At 57.9% G+C, this 18,033-nt stretch carries 13 protein-coding genes; 11 read left to right on the plus strand and 2 right to left on the minus strand.

Going from position 1 to position 18,033, the window contains the following annotated elements; all coding sequences use genetic code 11:
- Nucleotides 1-138: 138 nt before the first annotated feature.
- Nucleotides 139-2,544 carry a penicillin acylase family protein gene (locus EP166_RS18490; protein WP_127559842.1) on the minus strand — a complete coding sequence of 802 codons (2,406 nt, stop codon included), beginning with the start codon at nucleotides 2,542-2,544 and terminating at the stop codon, nucleotides 139-141.
- A 497-nt stretch (nucleotides 2,545-3,041) separates the two neighbouring features.
- Between EP166_RS18490 and parC the strand changes: the two genes are divergently transcribed.
- The 3 genes from parC (at nucleotide 3,042) to EP166_RS18505 (ending at nucleotide 8,087) form a co-directional block, all read left to right on the plus strand.
- Nucleotides 3,042-5,282, plus strand: a complete 2,241-nt coding sequence (parC, locus tag EP166_RS18495) for a DNA topoisomerase IV subunit A (protein WP_127559844.1) — start codon at nucleotides 3,042-3,044, stop codon at nucleotides 5,280-5,282.
- 68 nt (nucleotides 5,283-5,350) lie between these two features.
- Nucleotides 5,351-5,623, plus strand: a complete 273-nt coding sequence (locus EP166_RS18500) for a late competence development ComFB family protein (RefSeq protein ID WP_127559846.1) — start codon at nucleotides 5,351-5,353, stop codon at nucleotides 5,621-5,623.
- Entirely contained in the window at nucleotides 5,613-8,087 is a 2,475-nt protein-coding gene (locus EP166_RS18505; protein WP_127559848.1) for a glycogen/starch/alpha-glucan phosphorylase, read from the plus strand. The genes EP166_RS18500 and EP166_RS18505 overlap by 11 nt, the downstream gene beginning before the upstream one ends.
- 12 nt (nucleotides 8,088-8,099) lie before the next feature.
- On the opposite strand, the gene EP166_RS18510 is transcribed toward EP166_RS18505, so the two are convergent.
- Nucleotides 8,100-9,368, minus strand: a complete 1,269-nt coding sequence (locus tag EP166_RS18510) for an ABC transporter substrate-binding protein (protein WP_246026345.1) — start codon at nucleotides 9,366-9,368, stop codon at nucleotides 8,100-8,102.
- Nucleotides 9,369-9,563: 195 nt separating this feature from the next.
- On the opposite strand from EP166_RS18510, the gene hemC reads away from it, so the two are divergent.
- The 8 genes from hemC (at nucleotide 9,564) to EP166_RS18550 (ending at nucleotide 18,030) form a co-directional block, all read left to right on the plus strand.
- Nucleotides 9,564-10,511 carry a hydroxymethylbilane synthase gene (gene hemC, locus EP166_RS18515; protein WP_127559850.1) on the plus strand — a complete coding sequence of 316 codons (948 nt, stop codon included), beginning with the start codon at nucleotides 9,564-9,566 and terminating at the stop codon, nucleotides 10,509-10,511.
- The gene (locus EP166_RS18520) at nucleotides 10,511-11,278 is read left to right on the plus strand and encodes a uroporphyrinogen-III synthase (RefSeq protein WP_127559852.1); all 768 of its coding nucleotides are present in this window, start codon (nucleotides 10,511-10,513) and stop codon (nucleotides 11,276-11,278) included. Before hemC ends, EP166_RS18520 begins: the two co-directional genes overlap by 1 nt.
- Nucleotides 11,279-11,336: 58 nt before the next feature.
- A complete protein-coding gene (locus tag EP166_RS18525) occupies nucleotides 11,337-12,626 on the plus strand; it encodes a uroporphyrinogen-III C-methyltransferase (protein ID WP_127559854.1) in 1,290 nt (429 codons plus the stop codon).
- Nucleotides 12,623-13,780: a heme biosynthesis HemY N-terminal domain-containing protein gene (locus EP166_RS18530; protein ID WP_127559856.1), complete on the plus strand. Its 1,158-nt coding sequence runs from the start codon at nucleotides 12,623-12,625 to the stop codon at nucleotides 13,778-13,780. Before EP166_RS18525 ends, EP166_RS18530 begins: the two co-directional genes overlap by 4 nt.
- 3 nt (nucleotides 13,781-13,783) lie before the next feature.
- Nucleotides 13,784-14,278 carry a GAF domain-containing protein gene (locus EP166_RS18535; RefSeq protein WP_127559857.1) on the plus strand — a complete coding sequence of 165 codons (495 nt, stop codon included), beginning with the start codon at nucleotides 13,784-13,786 and terminating at the stop codon, nucleotides 14,276-14,278.
- Between the two features lie 450 nt (nucleotides 14,279-14,728).
- Nucleotides 14,729-15,976 (plus strand): ABC transporter substrate-binding protein, encoded by a 1,248-nt coding sequence (locus tag EP166_RS18540; protein ID WP_220432641.1) that lies wholly within the window; start codon nucleotides 14,729-14,731, stop codon nucleotides 15,974-15,976.
- A gap of 295 nt (nucleotides 15,977-16,271) precedes the next feature.
- A complete protein-coding gene (locus EP166_RS18545; RefSeq protein WP_127559860.1) occupies nucleotides 16,272-17,159 on the plus strand; it encodes a carbohydrate ABC transporter permease in 888 nt (295 codons plus the stop codon).
- Entirely contained in the window at nucleotides 17,152-18,030 is an 879-nt protein-coding gene (locus EP166_RS18550; RefSeq protein ID WP_127559862.1) for a carbohydrate ABC transporter permease, read from the plus strand. Before EP166_RS18545 ends, EP166_RS18550 begins: the two co-directional genes overlap by 8 nt.
- The last annotated feature ends 3 nt before the right edge of the window (nucleotides 18,031-18,033 follow it).

Genomic DNA, 18,033 nt, shown 5'->3' on the forward strand with positions numbered 1-18,033 from the left:
TTATCCGGGGTTGTCCGCAACAGGGATGTTGCGGTCTAGGCCCCACGGATGGGTTAACGCCGACCCCGGAGAAGCCAACCCGATGACTGGTACGTGTTCCTGGCTATTCAGTAAAACGAGCCTCCGACCCTCGGTTGACTACATCGGCTCCAATGTCATGCGCCACTGGGTTGGCCCGGGCATGAACCGGCTTGGGCGTCCTTCGACCCAGTCGCGATGGCCGCGATCGTAGTACGGTGACATCGGGTGGCCACTCTGGCCGACCGGCATGTGAAAGATCCCGTTTTCCTCCTGGCCCGGCGCGACTACCATGCGCTCCGAGGCCCCATTGCTGGTGCGCTGAACCCGTGGCATGTAGGTATCACCATCCATGGGCTCTTCCGGCATGTCGAGCCAGCGAGCCAGCAGTGGCACCGCACCGCTCAGCGGGTGTCGGATCGACAGGGTATTGGCCTTGCCCCAGGTCTGATCGGCCAACGGTTCGCCATCGGCGGTCATAATCGCCAGGGTTTCATCCACCATCGATAGCATGAAATCATCCCAGTCGTCATAGCCCAGTGGCAGGTGTTGCTCTGGTTGTTGCGTCACCAGCGCCCAGACGGGGTATTCCAGAAAGTTGTCCACCCGCTCCGGCCAGAATACATTACTGGCGCTGTCTAGCTGGCGATAGATTGCCCCCACGGTGTGATCAATCGTGCGCTCTCTGAAGCGCTTCACGGCCAGATACCCAACCGAGGTTTTACTGGCCCGCCCTTCCCATTGAGCCACGTATGCAGCCAATTCAGAGCGTTCGGCCGACCCCGGGCTCTCGTCATTTTCAAGCACAGCCAGCAACAATCTCTGCCAGCGTTGCAGGAAGAGCGCACGGTCATCCAGCGCAATGTCCAGAAAATCCTGCTCGGTGAACTGTTCACGGACAAACAGTCCTTTCTCTATTTGTTGCTGGCGCGCGCCGAGGGCGTAATCACTGCGGCCGACCAGGTCCAGCAACTCATCGGACACAATGCGGGCATTGGCGGTCCAGATTCGACCCTCGTCTGGGTTCACAATCTGCGGGAACTCAGATGGGCTTAAATAGCCGTTCCAGCCCAGCTCGCCCGACGACCAGTCGGCGGGTTCAGTCGGCGAAATGCCCGCCTCGGTAAACCCGAAGCGGCGTGGCAGGCGGCCCATAATGGTCCAGGCCTGGTTGCCGCGCACATCCACCACATTCAGGTTTTGCCCGGGAACTCCCGAGGTTGCCGCGACAATCAGTGCATCGTAAACCGTATCGGCGGTTTCCATCTTGGTTAGGTCCAGATTGGCGCCCTCCGGATCATGGGCCACCCAGCGCATGGCCAGCACGTTACCGAAATGATCGGTGCCGATGACCGGCCCCCAGCGCGTTGACTTAACCGCCACGGTGACTGATTCGCCGCCTTTTACCTGAACGATCTCATTGTCGACGGTAAACGGCTGCCAGCCATCCGGCGTCAGATACTCCGATTCTTCTGCGTTGGTTTGCAGAATAATGGTGTCGTGAAAATCGCCATTGGAATTGGTGAAGCCCCAGGCAACATGCTCGTTGGAACCCACAACCATCGCTGGCGCTCCGGGCAAAGTCGCCCCGGTTATGCGGCGGTCTGCCCCCGCGACGGTCCAGCTGGCCCGGTACCAGATATTGGGCACACTCAGGCCCAGGTGCATGTCGTCTGCCACCATGCCCGCCCCATTACCGGTTAGCTCACCGGATACAGACCAGTTATTGGAACCAAGCTCTACAGTGTCCCGGTATTGCCAGGGCGACATATCATCCAGTAAGGCTAACTCCTGCGGGGCCTGTAACTCAGCCAGCGGTTGCTCCGGGAAAAACGGCGACCACTGATAGGCCTCGCCATGCACCGGCGAATCCCACTCGCCGCCGGCCGGGGTCAGGAACGCAAACCAATCGGTCGGCAACAGGTCTTCCATTACCGCCAGAGAGCGCTCACGCTCATTCCATTGCGGCTGAAGATCCAGGTACATGCTGTACAGCGCCAGCATACTGTCGGCTGGTTGCCACTCGCGCGGCTGGGTTTGCAGCAGGCGGTACTCAAAGGGCGGGCTATCGAGCGCGGCAAGGCCCGCGTTGACCCCGGCGGTGTAGGCATTCAAACGCAATAACTCGGGGCGCTTCAGGGCGGCAACCGCTCGTTCGCCCCGCTTTCGAAACTGATGGACACGTATACTCTGGTCGTAGCTCAGTGCCGCTTCACCGACCAGTTCAGACAACTCGCCGGCTGAATTGCGGCGCAACAGATCCATTTGAAAGAAGCGTTCCTGGGCATGCAGCACACCCAGTGCATAGGCACTGTCAGGCCGGTTCTGAGCGTAAATCGTCGGGATACCCTGGGCATCGCGTTCAATCCGGACCCCGGCATTTAACCCGGGCATCGGATGAGTCCCTTCCAGCGGCGCCAGGCTGCCGTTCAACTGCCACCAGAGCCAGGCGATACCGCCTGCCGCCAGGACCAGCAGCAGTAGCAAGGTCCTGAAAATCCATCGAATAGGGCGCGATACGGCCATGCCTGTTTCCTTTTTATGGTTATTTTCTCTGTAATTATGTTGAGTTATCCACCGTACCAAGCGCTGGTTGCCGGGTTTGCTTATCCGGGGGAGTCCGTAGCATGGACTAAAACGCCTGGAGCGTTTTAGCACGAGCATAGCGAGCCCGAAGGGTGAATTCCATGGATGGGATTCATATCCTACGGTCTAGGCCCCACGGATGGGTTCACGCCGACCCCGGATAAGCAAACCCGGTGGCCGGCGCGGATTCCCGCAGCATAGGATAACGCCGCTCGAAGTCAGCTCAGTTTGCCATAGAAACATCAGAGCCCAAAGGCTCTGGCAACAGGTTTTGCTGGCCAGTTGACAGATCTGCTGTTTCCCCTCAAACCCATGCCTGATTGTCATAAGCGGTTGAAATTGCGACACTTGCGCCAGTTTAAACCGACACCGGTCTGATCCTACTGATCCCGGGGTGCCTCCCAGAACCGCGTACCCTGTTAAGGCGAACCCATCGAATGACTGAACAATCCGGCGAATACATCGAGCATCTGTCGCTCAGCCAGTTTAGCGAAAAGGCGTACCTGGACTACTCCATGTACGTCATTCTGGACCGGGCTTTGCCCCACCTGGGTGATGGCCTCAAGCCAGTGCAGCGTCGCATCATCTATGCGATGAGTGAGCTGGGGCTGAAAAGTACGTCCAAATTCAAGAAGTCCGCCCGAACCGTGGGTGACGTGCTGGGTAAATACCACCCGCACGGTGACAGCGCCTGTTATGAAGCCATGGTGCTGATGGCGCAATCGTTCTCTTACCGCTACCCGCTGGTCGATGGTCAGGGCAACTGGGGTGCGCCGGACGACCCGAAATCCTTCGCCGCCATGCGCTATACCGAATCGAGACTGCATGCCCATGCCGGTCTGCTGCTCGACGAACTCGGTCAGGGTACCGTCGACTGGGTGCCCAACTTCGATGGCACCCTGGAAGAGCCCTCAGTGTTGCCGGCACGCTTGCCGCACATCCTGCTCAATGGCACCACCGGTATTGCGGTTGGTATGGCAACGGATATACCGCCGCACAACATCCGCGAAGTCGCCGCTGCGTGCATTCACCTGCTCGACGCCCCGGATGCCTCGCTGGCTGATGTGATGATGCACATCAAGGGGCCCGATTTCCCCACAGGCGGTGAACTGATTACCCCAACGGCCGACCTGCAAAAAATCTACGAAACCGGCCGGGGCACGGTAAAGGTTCGGGCCCGGTATGGCACCGAAGGTGGCGATATCGTCATCACCGAGCTGCCCTATCAGGTCTCCGGATCCAAAATACTGGAGCAGATCGCTCACCAGATGCAGGTCAAGAAACTGCCAATGGTGGTCGACTTGCGCGATGAATCCGACCACGAAAACCCGACGCGTCTGGTGATTGAACCGCGCAGCAATCGGGTCGATGTCGATGCGGTCATGAACCACCTGTTCGCGACCACCGATCTGGAAAAAACCATTCGCATCAACCTGAACATGATTGGGACCGATGGCCGGCCTCAGGTTAAATCCCTGACGCATATTCTGAGCGAATGGCTGACCTTCAGAACCACAACGGTTCGCCGTCGCCTGCAGCACCGGCTCGACAAAGTCATCGCCCGGCTGCACATCCTCGATGGCTTGTTGATCGCTTATCTGAACATCGATGAAGTCATCCACATCATTCGCACCGAGGACGAGCCCAAGCAAGAACTGATGAGCCGGTTCAAGCTGAGCGACGTCCAGGCCGAAGCCATTCTCGAATTGAAATTGCGTCAGCTGGCCAAGCTGGAAGAGTTCAAAATTCGCGGTGAACAGGATGAACTGGCGGCCGAACGCGACAAGATCGAGAAAACCCTCGGCTCGGCAACGCGCATGCGTACCCTGATCAAGAAAGAGATCATGGCCGATGCCGATACCTTCGGCGATGACCGTCGCACACAACGGGTCCAGCGCGAAGAAGCCCAGGCGTTCAGCGAGACCGAAGTATTGCCTTCTGAACCGGTGACCGTCGTGCTGTCTCAAAAAGGTTGGATCCGGGCGGCCAAGGGGCACGACATCGATGGCGTGAACCTCAGCTACAAGGCGGGCGATGCGTTCGCCTTCAGCGCACCGGGCAAGAGCAATCAGCCCACCGTCTTGCTCGACTCGACCGGCCGGTCCTACACCCTGGCAACACATGCCTTGCCGTCCGCGCGGGGGCAGGGTGAGCCCATTTCCGGTCGTGTCAGTCCGCCACCGGGTGCCGAAATGCGTGGCTTGCTGATCAATGAACCGAACCAGCATTACCTGCTGGCGTCTGATGCCGGCTATGGGTTCATTGGCCGCTTTGAAGACATGGTGAGCAAAAACAAGGCGGGCAAGGCAGTATTAAGTCTGCCGAAAAACGCCCGGGTACTGGCCCCGGCGGTCGTGCATCAGCGCGAGACCGACTACCTTGCAGCCGTTAGCAACGAAGGGCGCCTGCTGGTGTTTCCGGTGCGCGACTTGCCTGAGCTGGCCAAAGGCAAGGGTAACAAAATCATCAACATTCCAGCCGCCCGGGCGGCTGAGCATGAAGAATTCATGATCGGCGCCGTGGTTCTGGGCAGCGACAACACCCTGGTCATTCACTCCGGCAAGCGCAAGCTGAAACTCAAGGGCGCTGACCTTGAGCACTATCTGGGTGAGCGCGGGCGTCGGGGCAACAAATTGCCTCGCGGATTCCAGAGTGTTGCCAGTATTGAGGTTGAATAAAGTGGCGGTCCGTGTCGGTTGGTGTATTTTCGTCTAGTCTTCAAAGCACGATATTCGGAGGCACGCGCATGACCATAGACACTCAAATTGCCAATTACTACGAAAAGCTGGTGATCGATGACTTGAAAGGCCGGTTGGAAGCCGATGGCAAATCGGAAAACGAGCTGGCCGACATCGCCTGTGTGGCATTGAACCAGCTACCGGCACGCTATTATCGGTTTTCTGTGGACATGGCGTTTTATCTGTCGGTGCAGGAGCAGCACGCAATGGAAACCGAGGTTGAAAAGGCCGTGACACACGCACTGGCCTTTGTATCCGGGCATCATCGCGATGACGAGTAAAGCCTCCCCACCACCCATTACCGTTGAGTCGATGCAGGCCAGCATTGTTCATCACCTGCATGTTGCTCAAGGTACCTACGAAGAGAAAGCTAGCCCGCAAAGCTGGTGGAAGGCCACCGCCGGGGCTGTTAATGAAGCTGTCATGGCTGGCCTTACCGATACTCAGCGCACCCACTCCACACTGGACACCCGGGCGGTGAATTACCTGTCGATGGAATTTCTGATGGGGCGGTTGCTGTCCAACAATCTCAATAACCTTCAATTGTTTGACATTGCCGACCAGGCACTGGCCAATCTGGGACAGAAACTGTCGGATATTCTGGAAAAAGAGCCGGATATGGCGCTGGGCAATGGTGGCCTGGGCCGGTTAGCAGCGTGTTTTCTGGATTCACTCGCCACCTTAAATTACCCCGCGGTTGGCTATGGCATCCATTATGAGCATGGCTTGTTCGAGCAAAGTTTCAGCCAGGGCCGACAGGTCGAGCGGCCGGATGACTGGCGCGAGTACGGCAACCCCTGGGAAGTGTGCCGACCGGAATCGGTTCAGGAAATCAAACTCTATGGCTTTGTGGAAACCGTGAGCGAAAGCGGGCGCGCTTACAAAGTCTGGCGACCGGCACGGACCGTCAAAGCCGTACCCTGGGATATCCCCATCGTTGGCTACAGCGGCGCCAATGTGAACATTCTCAGGCTCTGGGAGAGCCGGGCAACCGACTTCTTTGACTGGGATGTGTTCAACGCAGGGGGCTATGTAGACGCTCAGGTAGAGCAGGCCCAGGCAGAAACCATTTCCAAGGTGTTGTATCCCAACGACGAAACCGATGCCGGCAAGGAATTGCGCCTGATCCAGCAGTATTTTTTCAGCGCTGCGTCGTTGGCAGACATCATCCGCCGTTATCAGCGAGCCCACGGAGAAGATTGGTCTCAGTTTGCTGAACGGGTGGCCGTGCAACTGAATGATACCCACCCGGCGGTGGCCATTCCCGAACTGATGCGTGTGCTGATGGATGAAAAGCGGCTGGGATGGGATGCCGCCTGGGCCATCTGTCATCCGGTTTTTTCTTACACCAACCATACGCTCCTGCCGGAAGCCCTGGAGACTTGGAGCTTGCCGCTCTTTGCAAAGGTGTTGCCGCGTCATCTGGAGATTATTTTTGAAATCAACCACCGCTTTCTGAGCCAGGAAGTTGAGCGCCAATGGCCCGGTGATGATGGCATGAAGGCCCGACTGTCGATCATTGAAGAAGGGCATCATCGTAAAGTGCGCATGGCTCACCTGTCGGTGGTGGGTTCACATACCGTAAACGGGGTCGCCGAGGTTCACTCGAACCTGGTGAAGTCAGACCTCTTTCCCGAGTTCGATCAGCTCTGGCCCAATAAATTCACCAATGTGACCAATGGTGTAACGCCCCGGCGCTGGCTGAAAGCCAGCAACCCCAGGTTATCCACCCTGATCGACAAACACATTGAGGCTGACTGGCCACGGCATCTGAGCAAGCTCGAGCAATTGACGGAACTGGCAGACGATCACCAGTTCCAAATCGATTTCATGGCGATCAAGCATCAGAACAAAGTTGACCTGGCGGCCGTCGTAAAGCAGCTAACCGGCATCGATATCGACCCGCACGCTCTCTTTGATGTGCAGATAAAGCGCCTGCATGAGTACAAGCGACAGCATCTGAATCTGTTGCATATCCTGACGCTGTACCGGCGTGTGCTGGAGGACCCGAATGCGATAACGGTACCGCGCGTGTTTCTGTTTGGTGCCAAGGCAGCACCCGCCTATGCGCTGGCCAAAGACATTATTTACGGCATTAATTGCGCGGCAGAACGCATCAATAATGACGATCGCATTCAGGGCAAATTAAAAGTGGTGATGCTGCCCAATTACCGGGTCAGTCTGGCCGAGAAGATCATACCGGCCGCTGATTTGTCAGAGCAGATTTCAACCGCGGGTAAAGAAGCCTCGGGCACCGGCAATATGAAACTGGCACTGAACGGTGCCCTGACCATTGGTACCATGGATGGGGCAAACATCGAGATTGCCGAAGAGGCCGGGCGAGAGAATATATTTATTTTTGGGCTGTCGGTAGACGAGGTTCGTCAACTCGACGAACGGGGTTATAACCCCTTTGATTGGTACCGGCAGGACGATGAACTCAAGGCCGTGCTCGACTGGCTGGATAACGGCTATTTAACCCCGGATGACCCTGGCGCCCTGTCGTCCATCAAACACAGTGTGTTGAAAGGGGGTGATCCCTACAAGGTCCTGGCGGACTATCGCAGTTACTGCGATGCCCAGCAGGAGGTTGAAGCGCGCTATCAGAACAAGCAAGCCTGGGCACGAAGCGCCATCATCAATACCGCGACCATGGGCAAGTTCAATTCAGACCGTTCGATTGAAGATTACGTACACCGCATCTGGCATCTGAAGGCGCACCCGCGCAGCCAGGGCTCTGGCTGAACGGGCGTTGGCTTATTTGATGACGTACTGGCCATAGCGAATGGCCTTGGCCAGTTCGCGTGATGATTCCGACGGTGAGATCGGGTTGACCGTCAGTTCGCCTATCTTTTCGTAAAAATAGCCCTGAACGGTACCGGTGGTCGCCATGCCATGGGCAATGCTGGGTAAGAGGGAATCATTGGCCGCTGCCGCAATGAACTCGCTCATGGACACCCGGGCGCAGTCGTCAAAGGCGCTCATGCTCATATCGGTGCGCGGAGGGATGGAGCCTTTGTTCTGATTGAAGGTACGCTGGAATGAATCGTCCATGATGTTGCGAACCAGGTCATTCTGAGCTGTCTGGTCCGCCTGGCTTGCGCCGCGCAAGTCGAAAATGGCAAAGCTGTCAATATTGAACAGGAATTGATTCTGGGTGCCGGGCACCGGCGCACAAACGTAGTCGGTATTGGCGACTTTGCCTTCCGCAGAGAATTCACCCTTGGCCCAGTCACCCATAAATTGAAAGGCGGCTTCGCCGTTGATGACCAGACTGGTGGCCTGGTTCCACTCGCCCAGATCATCTGAGAGAGGCATGTGCTCAAGCAGCCGGTAGTAGCGATCGAATACCGCATCCATGGTGTCGCTGCGCATGGCGCGAAAATCATGCTCGACCAGCGCCGCCTGGTAAAACTCCGGACCGCCGACGGACAAGGCAACGGCTTCAAACAGGGTGGCGTGCTGCCAGTCCTGATGACCCTGGGCGATGACCCGGTAACCGGCCGCTGCAATCAAATCCGCTGCCCGGTCAAATTCCGCCCAGGTCGTCGGAACTGTCACACCCACTGAATCGAGAATGCGTTTATTGGCCCACAGCCAGTTGGTGCGGTGCACGTTCACCGGCACGGCAACGTAGTCGCCATTATATTGCATGGCAGCTGCCACGACCGGTGGCAGGCGCTGATCCCACTGCTGTTCGTCCGCCAGATCGTTAATGTTGCTCAGAAAGCCAAGCCGGGCCCAGCGTTGAATATCCAGCCCCTTAATTTGGGCTGCTGTGGGAGGATTTCCGCGCAGTACTCTGTCTTGCAGGGTGGCCATGGCATTGCCACCGCCCCCGCCCTGCACCACGAAATCATCCCAGGTGTGGCCGTCTTCCTGCATGGCCTGCTGAAGAACTTGAACAGAACGGGCTTCGCCACCGCTGGTCCAATAGTGCAATACTTCAACAGAACCTGCCTGTGACAAGCCAGGCAGCAGACATAGCATGGCGCTGAACGCCATCGTGCGTGTGGATCGGGTCATTGCGTTCTCCAGCGTGTTCTGTGTTTTTATCGTTGTTGGCGCTATCGGCTAGCGAAGGATACCGTAACAAGACCTAGACATAACGTAACAAACCGTATCAAAAGGTTTGTCATCGTAGATAGGATGTCGATCACAAACCCGCTTGTCACCGATTATTTGTTACACTTTGCGCCTCATTTAACGGCGAAGAGATACATGTCCCAGATTCTGCGTATTGCAACCCGAAAGAGCCCGCTGGCCCTGTGGCAAGCGGAGTACGTTCGTTCTGCCCTGACACAGTTGCACCCGGAACTTCAGGTTGAGCTGGTGCAAATGGCCACCAAAGGCGACAAGATGCTGGATGTTCCGCTGGCCAAAGTGGGCGGAAAAGGCCTGTTTATCAAGGAACTGGAAGTTGCCATTGCTGACGGTGACGCCGACATCGCGGTGCATTCAATGAAGGATGTGCCCATGGAGATGCCCGAGGGCTTTGAACTGGCCGTGATCTGCGAGCGTGAAGACCCAACGGACGCCTTTGTTTCCAATCAGTTTGCTCACGTGAACGACCTGCCGGAAGCGGCCATCGTCGGCACCTCCTCATTGCGTCGGCAAGCGCAATTGCTGGCGGCACGGCCGGATCTGCAGATTCGCTTCCTGCGCGGCAACGTCGGCACCCGCCTGGGCAAACTGGATGCCGGTGAATACGATGCCATCATTCTGGCATCGGCAGGGTTGCGCCGGTTAAAGCTAGAAGACCGTATTCGCCACACGCTCGATACCAATTTGTGCCTGCCCGCGGTCGGGCAGGGTGCTGTCGGCATCGAGATCCGGGCGGGTGACGAAGCAACCCGCAATCTGCTGGCCCCCCTGATGCATCCGCAAACCCACATCCGGGTGACCGCCGAACGCGCCATGAACCGTCGCCTGGAGGGCGGCTGCCAGGTACCCATCGCCGGTTTTTCCCTATTGGAAGGCGATACGCTGAGCATGGAGGCCCGTGTGGGTGAAGTAAATGGCGAACGCTTGCTGAAAGCCCGGGGCGAGGTGCTACTGGGGGGGACTGAGGCCGAGCAACTGGCGCAGGCCTCGGCGCTGGGGCTCGATTTGGCCGAGCAGCTGTTGGACCAGGGGGCCGGCGCCATTCTGGCCAAACTGTCTGACTGATGCGCCTGTTGCTGGCCAAGGCCAGGCCCGACTGGGCTCGCTGGCAGTCACAGCTGGCACCCTATGCCGACTTGATGTTACACGACCCCTGGCGGTTGACGCTGCACCCGGAAACTGCCGAGCGCCGGTCGCTGTGGCTCAATCTCGACGAATATCAGGGGGTCATCTGTGTCAGCCCCACGGCAGCCAGCCAACTGACGGCAGCGCTCGATCGCTATTGGCCGCAACCCCCGCTCGGAGTTGATTGGCTGTGCAATGGCCCGGCCACGGCCAGGGTATTGAGCCAGGGCGGGCTGGTGCCGCAGTTCCCGGCCTCTGGCCACACCGCGGAAGAGGTCCTCTCCTTGCCCTCAACTCAGGCGGTATCCCAGCGCAAGTGGCTCGTGGTGAAGGGAGCGGGTGGGCGTGAACTCTATCCTCAGGTGCTGCAGGAGCGGGGTGCAGAGGTGCAGTCCATAGAGGTCTATGAACGTGCACTGGACCCGGCGGTACTGGAAGACATGACCCGCCTGAGCGGCCAGGCAGATGCCGTTCTGGTCAGCTCCCAGCTGTTGGGCGATGCCCTGTGGGGCGGCCAGAACAGTAACTGGCGCAGTTGGCAGGGCACCTGGTTACTGACCTCCCCGCGCTTGATGGCCTGGGCGCGGGAGCGGGGTATTGCCCACTGCCTGCTGGCACCAGGCGCTTCGCCGGAGGCGGTAGCGCAATGTCTTTCCGGACAGGGCGTGACGGCACGGCCCGGTTCACCTTACACTGATACTCATTAATGGAACCCGGAGCGCGGGCCTTGCCCGCCGCCCTGTGACAGCAAAGGCCGCACTGCCCATGAATAAAGACACCGAGTCTGGCAAGACACCAACACCGGATACCGACAAGCCCGTAGTAGAACAGGCGGAGCCTGCGCAAGGCACGCCGGTTGCAGACGCGAAGACCGACAAGCCGGCATCCGCTGCATCTGAGACCCCAGCCGACCGTCCAGAAGCCGGGGCGTCCAATGCCTCGCCTGAAGCGCCCGCGCCGGAGAAGCCCGAGCCCAGGCCTGCGCCAAAAGCCAAACCTTCTGGCAATGCCGGTGTGCCTCCGCGTCGCCGACGAGGCGCTGCCGGCGGCGGCTCGGGCCGATCGAATCGCTTGCTGGTCTCTCTGCTGGTTCTGGTATTGATGGTCGCTGGCCTGGCGTGGCTGGTGTATTGGGGCTGGCAGCAATACCGGGTACTGCAGCAAGAAACCGACACCGTCGCCAGTTCACTGAGCGAGTTGCGCCAGCAGGTGTCGAGCTTGAGTGTTCGCCTTGAATCTTCGGAAGGTGAGCGTGAACGGCTGGCTCAACAGGTTCAGCAAGAGCAGCAGGCGCTCGAGGCGATGCTGATCGAAACCGCTCAGCGGCTCAGCCGGCGTCAGGATCTGGAGGCCGATCGCTGGCCGCTGGAGGAAGCACTGACTCTGCTGCGCCTGGCCGAACGGCGCCTGCTACTCGATGGTGACGCCACCATCGCCATCAGTTTGCTCAACGCGGCCGACCAAGTGTTGGGCGGGCTAACCGAAGCGGCCGTGTTGCCAGTACGCCGCCAGATTGCGTCAGACCGCCTTGCCTTGCAGTCGGTGGGCAGTGTCGACTTGAGCGGCACCTACTTTCGGCTTGAAGCCGTCAACGAACGCATTGCGAGTCGTCAGTGGTCTCCGGCCGAACGACTTGAACCGCAGGAGCAAAGCAATGAGACACCGCTGAGCTGGCAAACCTTCCGTGACAGCCTGAGCAGCCTGGTCACGGTCAGTCGACTGGACGTGCCCTATCAGGCGCCGCCGTTATTGTCTGAGTTTGCCCAGTGGCAGCAGCATAGCCTGCTGCTGACCGAGCAGGTGCAGTTGGCTCTGCTGGCACGCAATCAGCCGCTCTACAATGAAGCTCTGGCCCAATTGCAAAGCCGCGTCGCGGCCATGTCGGCTGAGCTGGAGCTCGGTGCCATAGAGACGGAACTGGAGGCCCTGCAAGGCCTGACCCTGACGCCAGACTTTCCCGACATCCACGCCAGTGTTGAAGCGCTGGAGCAATACATGACCCGGGTTGAGGAAGAGTCGACCGAATCGGCTGACAATGGGGAGGATGACGCATGAGCCGCCTGCTGCTGAAAGTCCTGTTGTGGCTGGTGCTGATTCTGGCTGCTGGCTTGCTGGCCCACTTTATGGTGCGTCATCCCGGTTATGTGATGATCGCCTGGGGTCAGTGGATGGTCGAGATCACCCTGTGGAGCGCCGTTGGCCTGTTCCTCGTTCTACTGTTGGTCAGCTGGCTGGCCATAAAGTTGCTACGCGGCGTTAACCCGGTGCGACTGGTCCGCCAATACCGCGACCGGCGCGACCGTAAAACCGCCCGGGTCGCAACCGGCCAGGCGGTCAATGCCTGGCTGGAAGGAGACCACCAGGCAGCACTGACGGCATTACACAAAGTGGTCAGCGCCGGTGGCTCGGAGCGTTTGCCCAGAGTTCTGACGCTGATACCAGGGCAAGACAGTGGCGACTGGCCCGCCCGGGTCAGTCAGTTTAAGCAGACCGACCCGGATCTCGCACTGGTGGCTGACGCCCTGACGGCCGAACGCCTGGTGCAGTCGGGTGATTCAGCCGCCTTACTGGCACTGTGGCAGCAACAGCCGGGGCTGCAGCGGGTGCGCTCCTTGCAGCCGGATTACTGGCGCGCGCTGATGGATCAGGGACAGGCCGAGGTTGCACTGCAGGCCGTGAACAAGGCACCCAATCTGAACCCGTCCGATCGCGAGCGGTGGCAACAACAAGTCGCCTTGCAACTGATTGAACAGGGGTGTAAGACCTCCGTGGACGCTCTGGCACCGTTAAAGACACTGCCTAAACCCATACGGCAGAAAGCCGAGATAGTGGCCGCGGAATGCCGCTGCCTGCTGGTGCATGGCCAGGCTGAAAATGCCTTCAAACAGCTGTCCAAAGCGCTGGAAAAGGCGCCCGCCCCAGTGCTGCTGCGCTGCCTGCTGGACACTCGGTTGCCTGAAACCCGGGTGCTGCCGCTGGCCGAGCAACTTGAAAAACGCCACGGTACCAATCCGGCCCTGATGCTGACACTCGGTCAACTGTGCGAAGCACAAGCCTTGTGGGGCAAAGCGGAAGATTATCTGGTCGAAGCCTGGCGGACTGATCCGAATCGCGATTCCGGCCTGGCTCTGGCCCGTTTTTTTGAACATCGCCAGCAAACCGATCGCGCCCTTGCGCAGTATCGCGAGCTGGCCAACCTGGGAGACTAGTACTTGGCCGATACCTTAACTCTGACACCGACGGGCGACCGTCGAACCCAATACGCCGAGCTGTTGCCGCAACTTCAGGGCCTGGTTCAGGGCGAGCCTGATCGCACGGCCAATCTGGCCAATCTGGCTGCCGCCCTGCGCCAAACCTTCGGTTTCTTCTGGGTCGGTTTTTACCTGGTGAAAGACGATCAGCTCGTGCTGGGGCCTTTTCAGGGCGACATCGCCTGCACCCGCATTGAGCACGGACAGGGTGTATGTGGCGCGGCCTGGGCTGAAGCTACCAGCCAGTGGGTGCCGGATGTCGATGCCTTTCCAGGTCACATTGCCTGCAGCAGTCTGTCCCGCTCCGAGGTAGTCGTGCCGATATTGGTGGACGATGATGTCGTGGCGGTACTGGATGTGGACAGCGATCAACTCGATGCCTTTACCGAAGCTGATATTGAAGGTTTGCAGTCGGTTGCCTTGTTATGTGCGCAGTTTTGGACTGAAACCCACTGACGTTAGTTGCCTCTAAAGTCGTCAATGTAACACCTTTGTTACATTGACGAGCCTGCTTGTAGCGGGCTCGTGTTACTTTCCCGCCGACCCCGAACTTTTTTTATCCTGAACATTCGGGCGTTTCTATCGTGTGCCTTTATGGATGTCACCTCTGGTAACAGGGGTAACACGCCTCATGGCCAGGCCGCTGTTAGGTTTTGTTACGCTAGGTTGCTGTTAGAGACGTTACTCGGTCAACCGGGCTGACTAGAGTAAGGCTGTGGCAATCGTAACGTGCAAGCCGATCAACGATCGTTGCCGTGCGAGTTCACAGCTTTGTTCATTGATTCATCATTGAATTCGGGTAACCCCGATGGTTGACAGGGCTCCAGCCGAGACCTGCGCAACGATGGAATCATCAAAACTGAAGACAGTAAGACCAAAACAACAAACAGAAGGACTGAGACCATGATGTTCAAAAAATCTCTGATCGCGATGGCAATGGGCGGCACACTGGCCGTTTCAGCCCAGGCCGGCGAAGTTGAAGTATTGCACTGGTGGACTTCCGGTGGCGAAGCGCGCTCTATCGCGGTTCTGAAAGAAATGGTTGAAGACGCAGGTCACACCTGGACTGACTTCGCGGTTGCCGGTGGTGGTGGTGAAAACGCCTATACCGTACTGCGTTCGCGCGCCGTGTCGGGCAACCCGCCAGCGGCTGCACAGATCAAGGGTCTGGAAATTCAGGAATGGGGCGATCTCGGCTTCCTGGCCAGCCTTGATGACGTTGCAGACGAAAACAACTGGGACTCCGTTCTGCCTTCTGTTGTCGCCGACGTCATGAAGCACGATGGCGATTACGTCGCAGCACCGGTTAACGTTCACCGCGTCAACTGGATGTGGGCCAACCCGGCCGTATTCGCCGATGCCGGCGTTGACATCCCAACTAACCTGGACGAACTGTGGGCCGCGGCCGAAGAGTTGCAGGCCGCCGGTGTAACGCCTATTGCCCACGGCGGTCAGCCATGGCAGGACGCGACAACCTTCGAAAGCATCGTACTGGCTGTTGGCGGCGCTGACTTCTTCAACGACGTCTTCGTTGAAATGGACCAGGCTGCACTCGAATCAGACACCATGGTTGAAGCCTTCGAAGAGTTCCGCAAGGTGAACGACTACATCGACCGTGGCGCGCCGGGCCGTGACTGGAACGTGGCTACCTCCATGGTTATCCGTGGCGAAGCGGCCATGCAGTTTATGGGCGACTGGGCGAAAGGTGAATTCACCGCCGCCAACATGACCCCGGGTGAAGATTACATCTGTGCGCCGTTCCCGGGTACCGCCGATGCCTTTACTTTCAACATCGACTCACTGGCCATGTTCAAGCAGCGCACCGCCGCTAACGCAGAAGCCCAGTTGAAGATGGCTGAATTGGTATTGTCACCGAGCTTTCAGGAAACTTTTAACCTGAACAAGGGTTCCATCCCGGCTCGTACCGACCTCGACATGGGCAAGTTTGACGATTGCGCTCTGGCTTCTATGGAAACCTTCAAGAGCACCGCAGCGTCTGGCGAAGGCCTGGTGCCATCCATGGCCCACGGCATGTCCACGACCTCAACCATTCAGGGCGCTATCTACGACACCGTCACCGAGTTCTTTAACTCTGACATGAGTGCCGAAGACGGAGCGACTCGTCTGGCTCGCGCAGTACGCGCTGCCCAATAATGGCACGGCCTGGTCAGGACGGCGTTCCAGCCGTGCTGACCGACCTTTGGCCCGCGCCTCCGGGTAAGCGGGCCGATTCTGGCAAAACTCGAAATCACAGATACAGTTAATCTGCCTGACCCTCACTTTCTCCGGGAACAATAACGCCACAAGAGGCCCCGGGTTGGTTGGTGGTGCCTGTCTTACAGGGTATCAGGTGGCATTGAAACGCAAACAGGCATCGAGGGAATCTCTTAATGGCCCAGTCTCACTGCTGAGCTATTCAGAGTCTCCTTACTGAACGGACGGAAAACCTATGTCGGTATCACGCAAGAAGGGCATTGACTACTGGTTGCCGAAACTCGTTGTTTCGCCAACTCTGGTTATTGCGCTGGTGTTCTTTTATGGCTTTGTGCTGTGGACCACCTTTATTTCCTTTACCAACTCCAGCTTCCTGCCCAGTTACGACCTGGTGGGGTTTGATCAGTATGTGCGGTTGTTCATGAACCCGCGCTGGTTGAACGCCATGGGTAATCTGGTGGTCTTTGGTGTGTTGTTCATTGGTATCTGCATGGTGGTCGGTCTGGTTATGGCCATCCTGCTGGATCAGAACATTCGGGCTGAAGGCGCGATACGCACCATTTACCTCTACCCCATGGCTTTGTCATTCATCGTCACCGGTACGGTCTGGAAGTGGTTGCTGAACCCCACGGTGGGTATTGAGCGCTTCGTGATCAGTATGGGGTGGGAGAGCTTCGTATTCGACTGGATCATTGATCCGGATATGGCGATCTATACCGTGGTCATTGCCGGTGTCTGGCAAGCCAGCGGGTTTGTGATGGCGATTTTCCTGGCCGGTTTGCGCGGCATCGACACCTCTATTATTAAAGCCGCCCAGCTCGATGGTGCCAATCTGTTCGCGGTGTACACGCGCATCATCATTCCTTCAATGCGACCGGTCTTTTTCTCGGCCTTTATCATGCTGGCGCACATCGCGATCAAGAGCTTCGACCTGGTGATCGCACTGACCGGCGGTGGTCCCGGCAACGCAACCGATGTGCCTGCGATTTTCATGTACCAGTTCTCCTTCCAGCGCGGTCAGCTTGGTATTGGTGCGGCTTCGGCGGTGATCATGCTGATGACGGTGCTGGCCATACTGGTCCCCTATTTGTATTCCGAACTGAGGACTCCGAAAAATGGCTAAGTCAAAGAATCCGAGTTACGCCAACATCAATGGTCGGGCAGTCCTCTATGGCGTGCTGATTATTGTTGCGGCTTATTATCTGCTACCGCTGATCCTGATGATTATGACGTCCTTCCGGTCGATGGATGAGATTCGGCTGGGACAGTTGATTGAGTGGCCCAAGTCATTCTCACTCGATGCCTGGTCCATGGCCTGGAGTGAAGTGCAAATTGGCGCGCGCGAAGAACGCGGGTTGCGGCCTTACTTTATCAATTCAATTCTGATGGTGATTCCATCGGTTGCGATTTCGACCATTCTGGGCGCCTTGAATGGTTATGTGCTGAGCTTCTGGAAATTCCGGGGAAGCGAGCTGTTTTTTGCAGCACTGCTGATCGGCTGTTTCCTGCCTTTTCAGGCGATTCTGTTGCCACAATCGCAGCTACTCGGCTGGCTGGGTTTATCCGGCAGTCTGGTGGGGCTGATTCTGACGCACGTCGTTTACGGGGTAAGCTTTACTACGCTGTTTTTCCGCAACTACTACGTCAATTTGCCGCACGAACTGGTCAAGGCGGCCAAGCTGGACGGTGCCGGATTCTGGGTCATTTTCTTCCGCATCATCCTGCCGTTATCGGCACCGATTCTGGTGGTCACAGTGATCTGGCAGTTTACTCAGATCTGGAACGACTTCCTGTTCGGGGTGGTGTTCTCCGATCCAAGTACCCAACCAGTGACGGTGGGCCTCAACAACATGGTGAACAGCTCCACGGGCGAGAAACAATATAACGTGGATATGGCCGGTGCCATCATCGCGGCACTGCCGACCATTGTGGTCTATGTGGTTGCCGGTAAATATTTTGTACGCGGTCTGACGGCCGGTTCTGTAAAAGGTTAACGG

It is taken from the genome of Saccharospirillum alexandrii (assembly GCF_004000275.1).
In the GTDB taxonomy this organism is placed as follows: domain Bacteria; phylum Pseudomonadota; class Gammaproteobacteria; order Pseudomonadales; family Natronospirillaceae; genus Saccharospirillum; species Saccharospirillum alexandrii.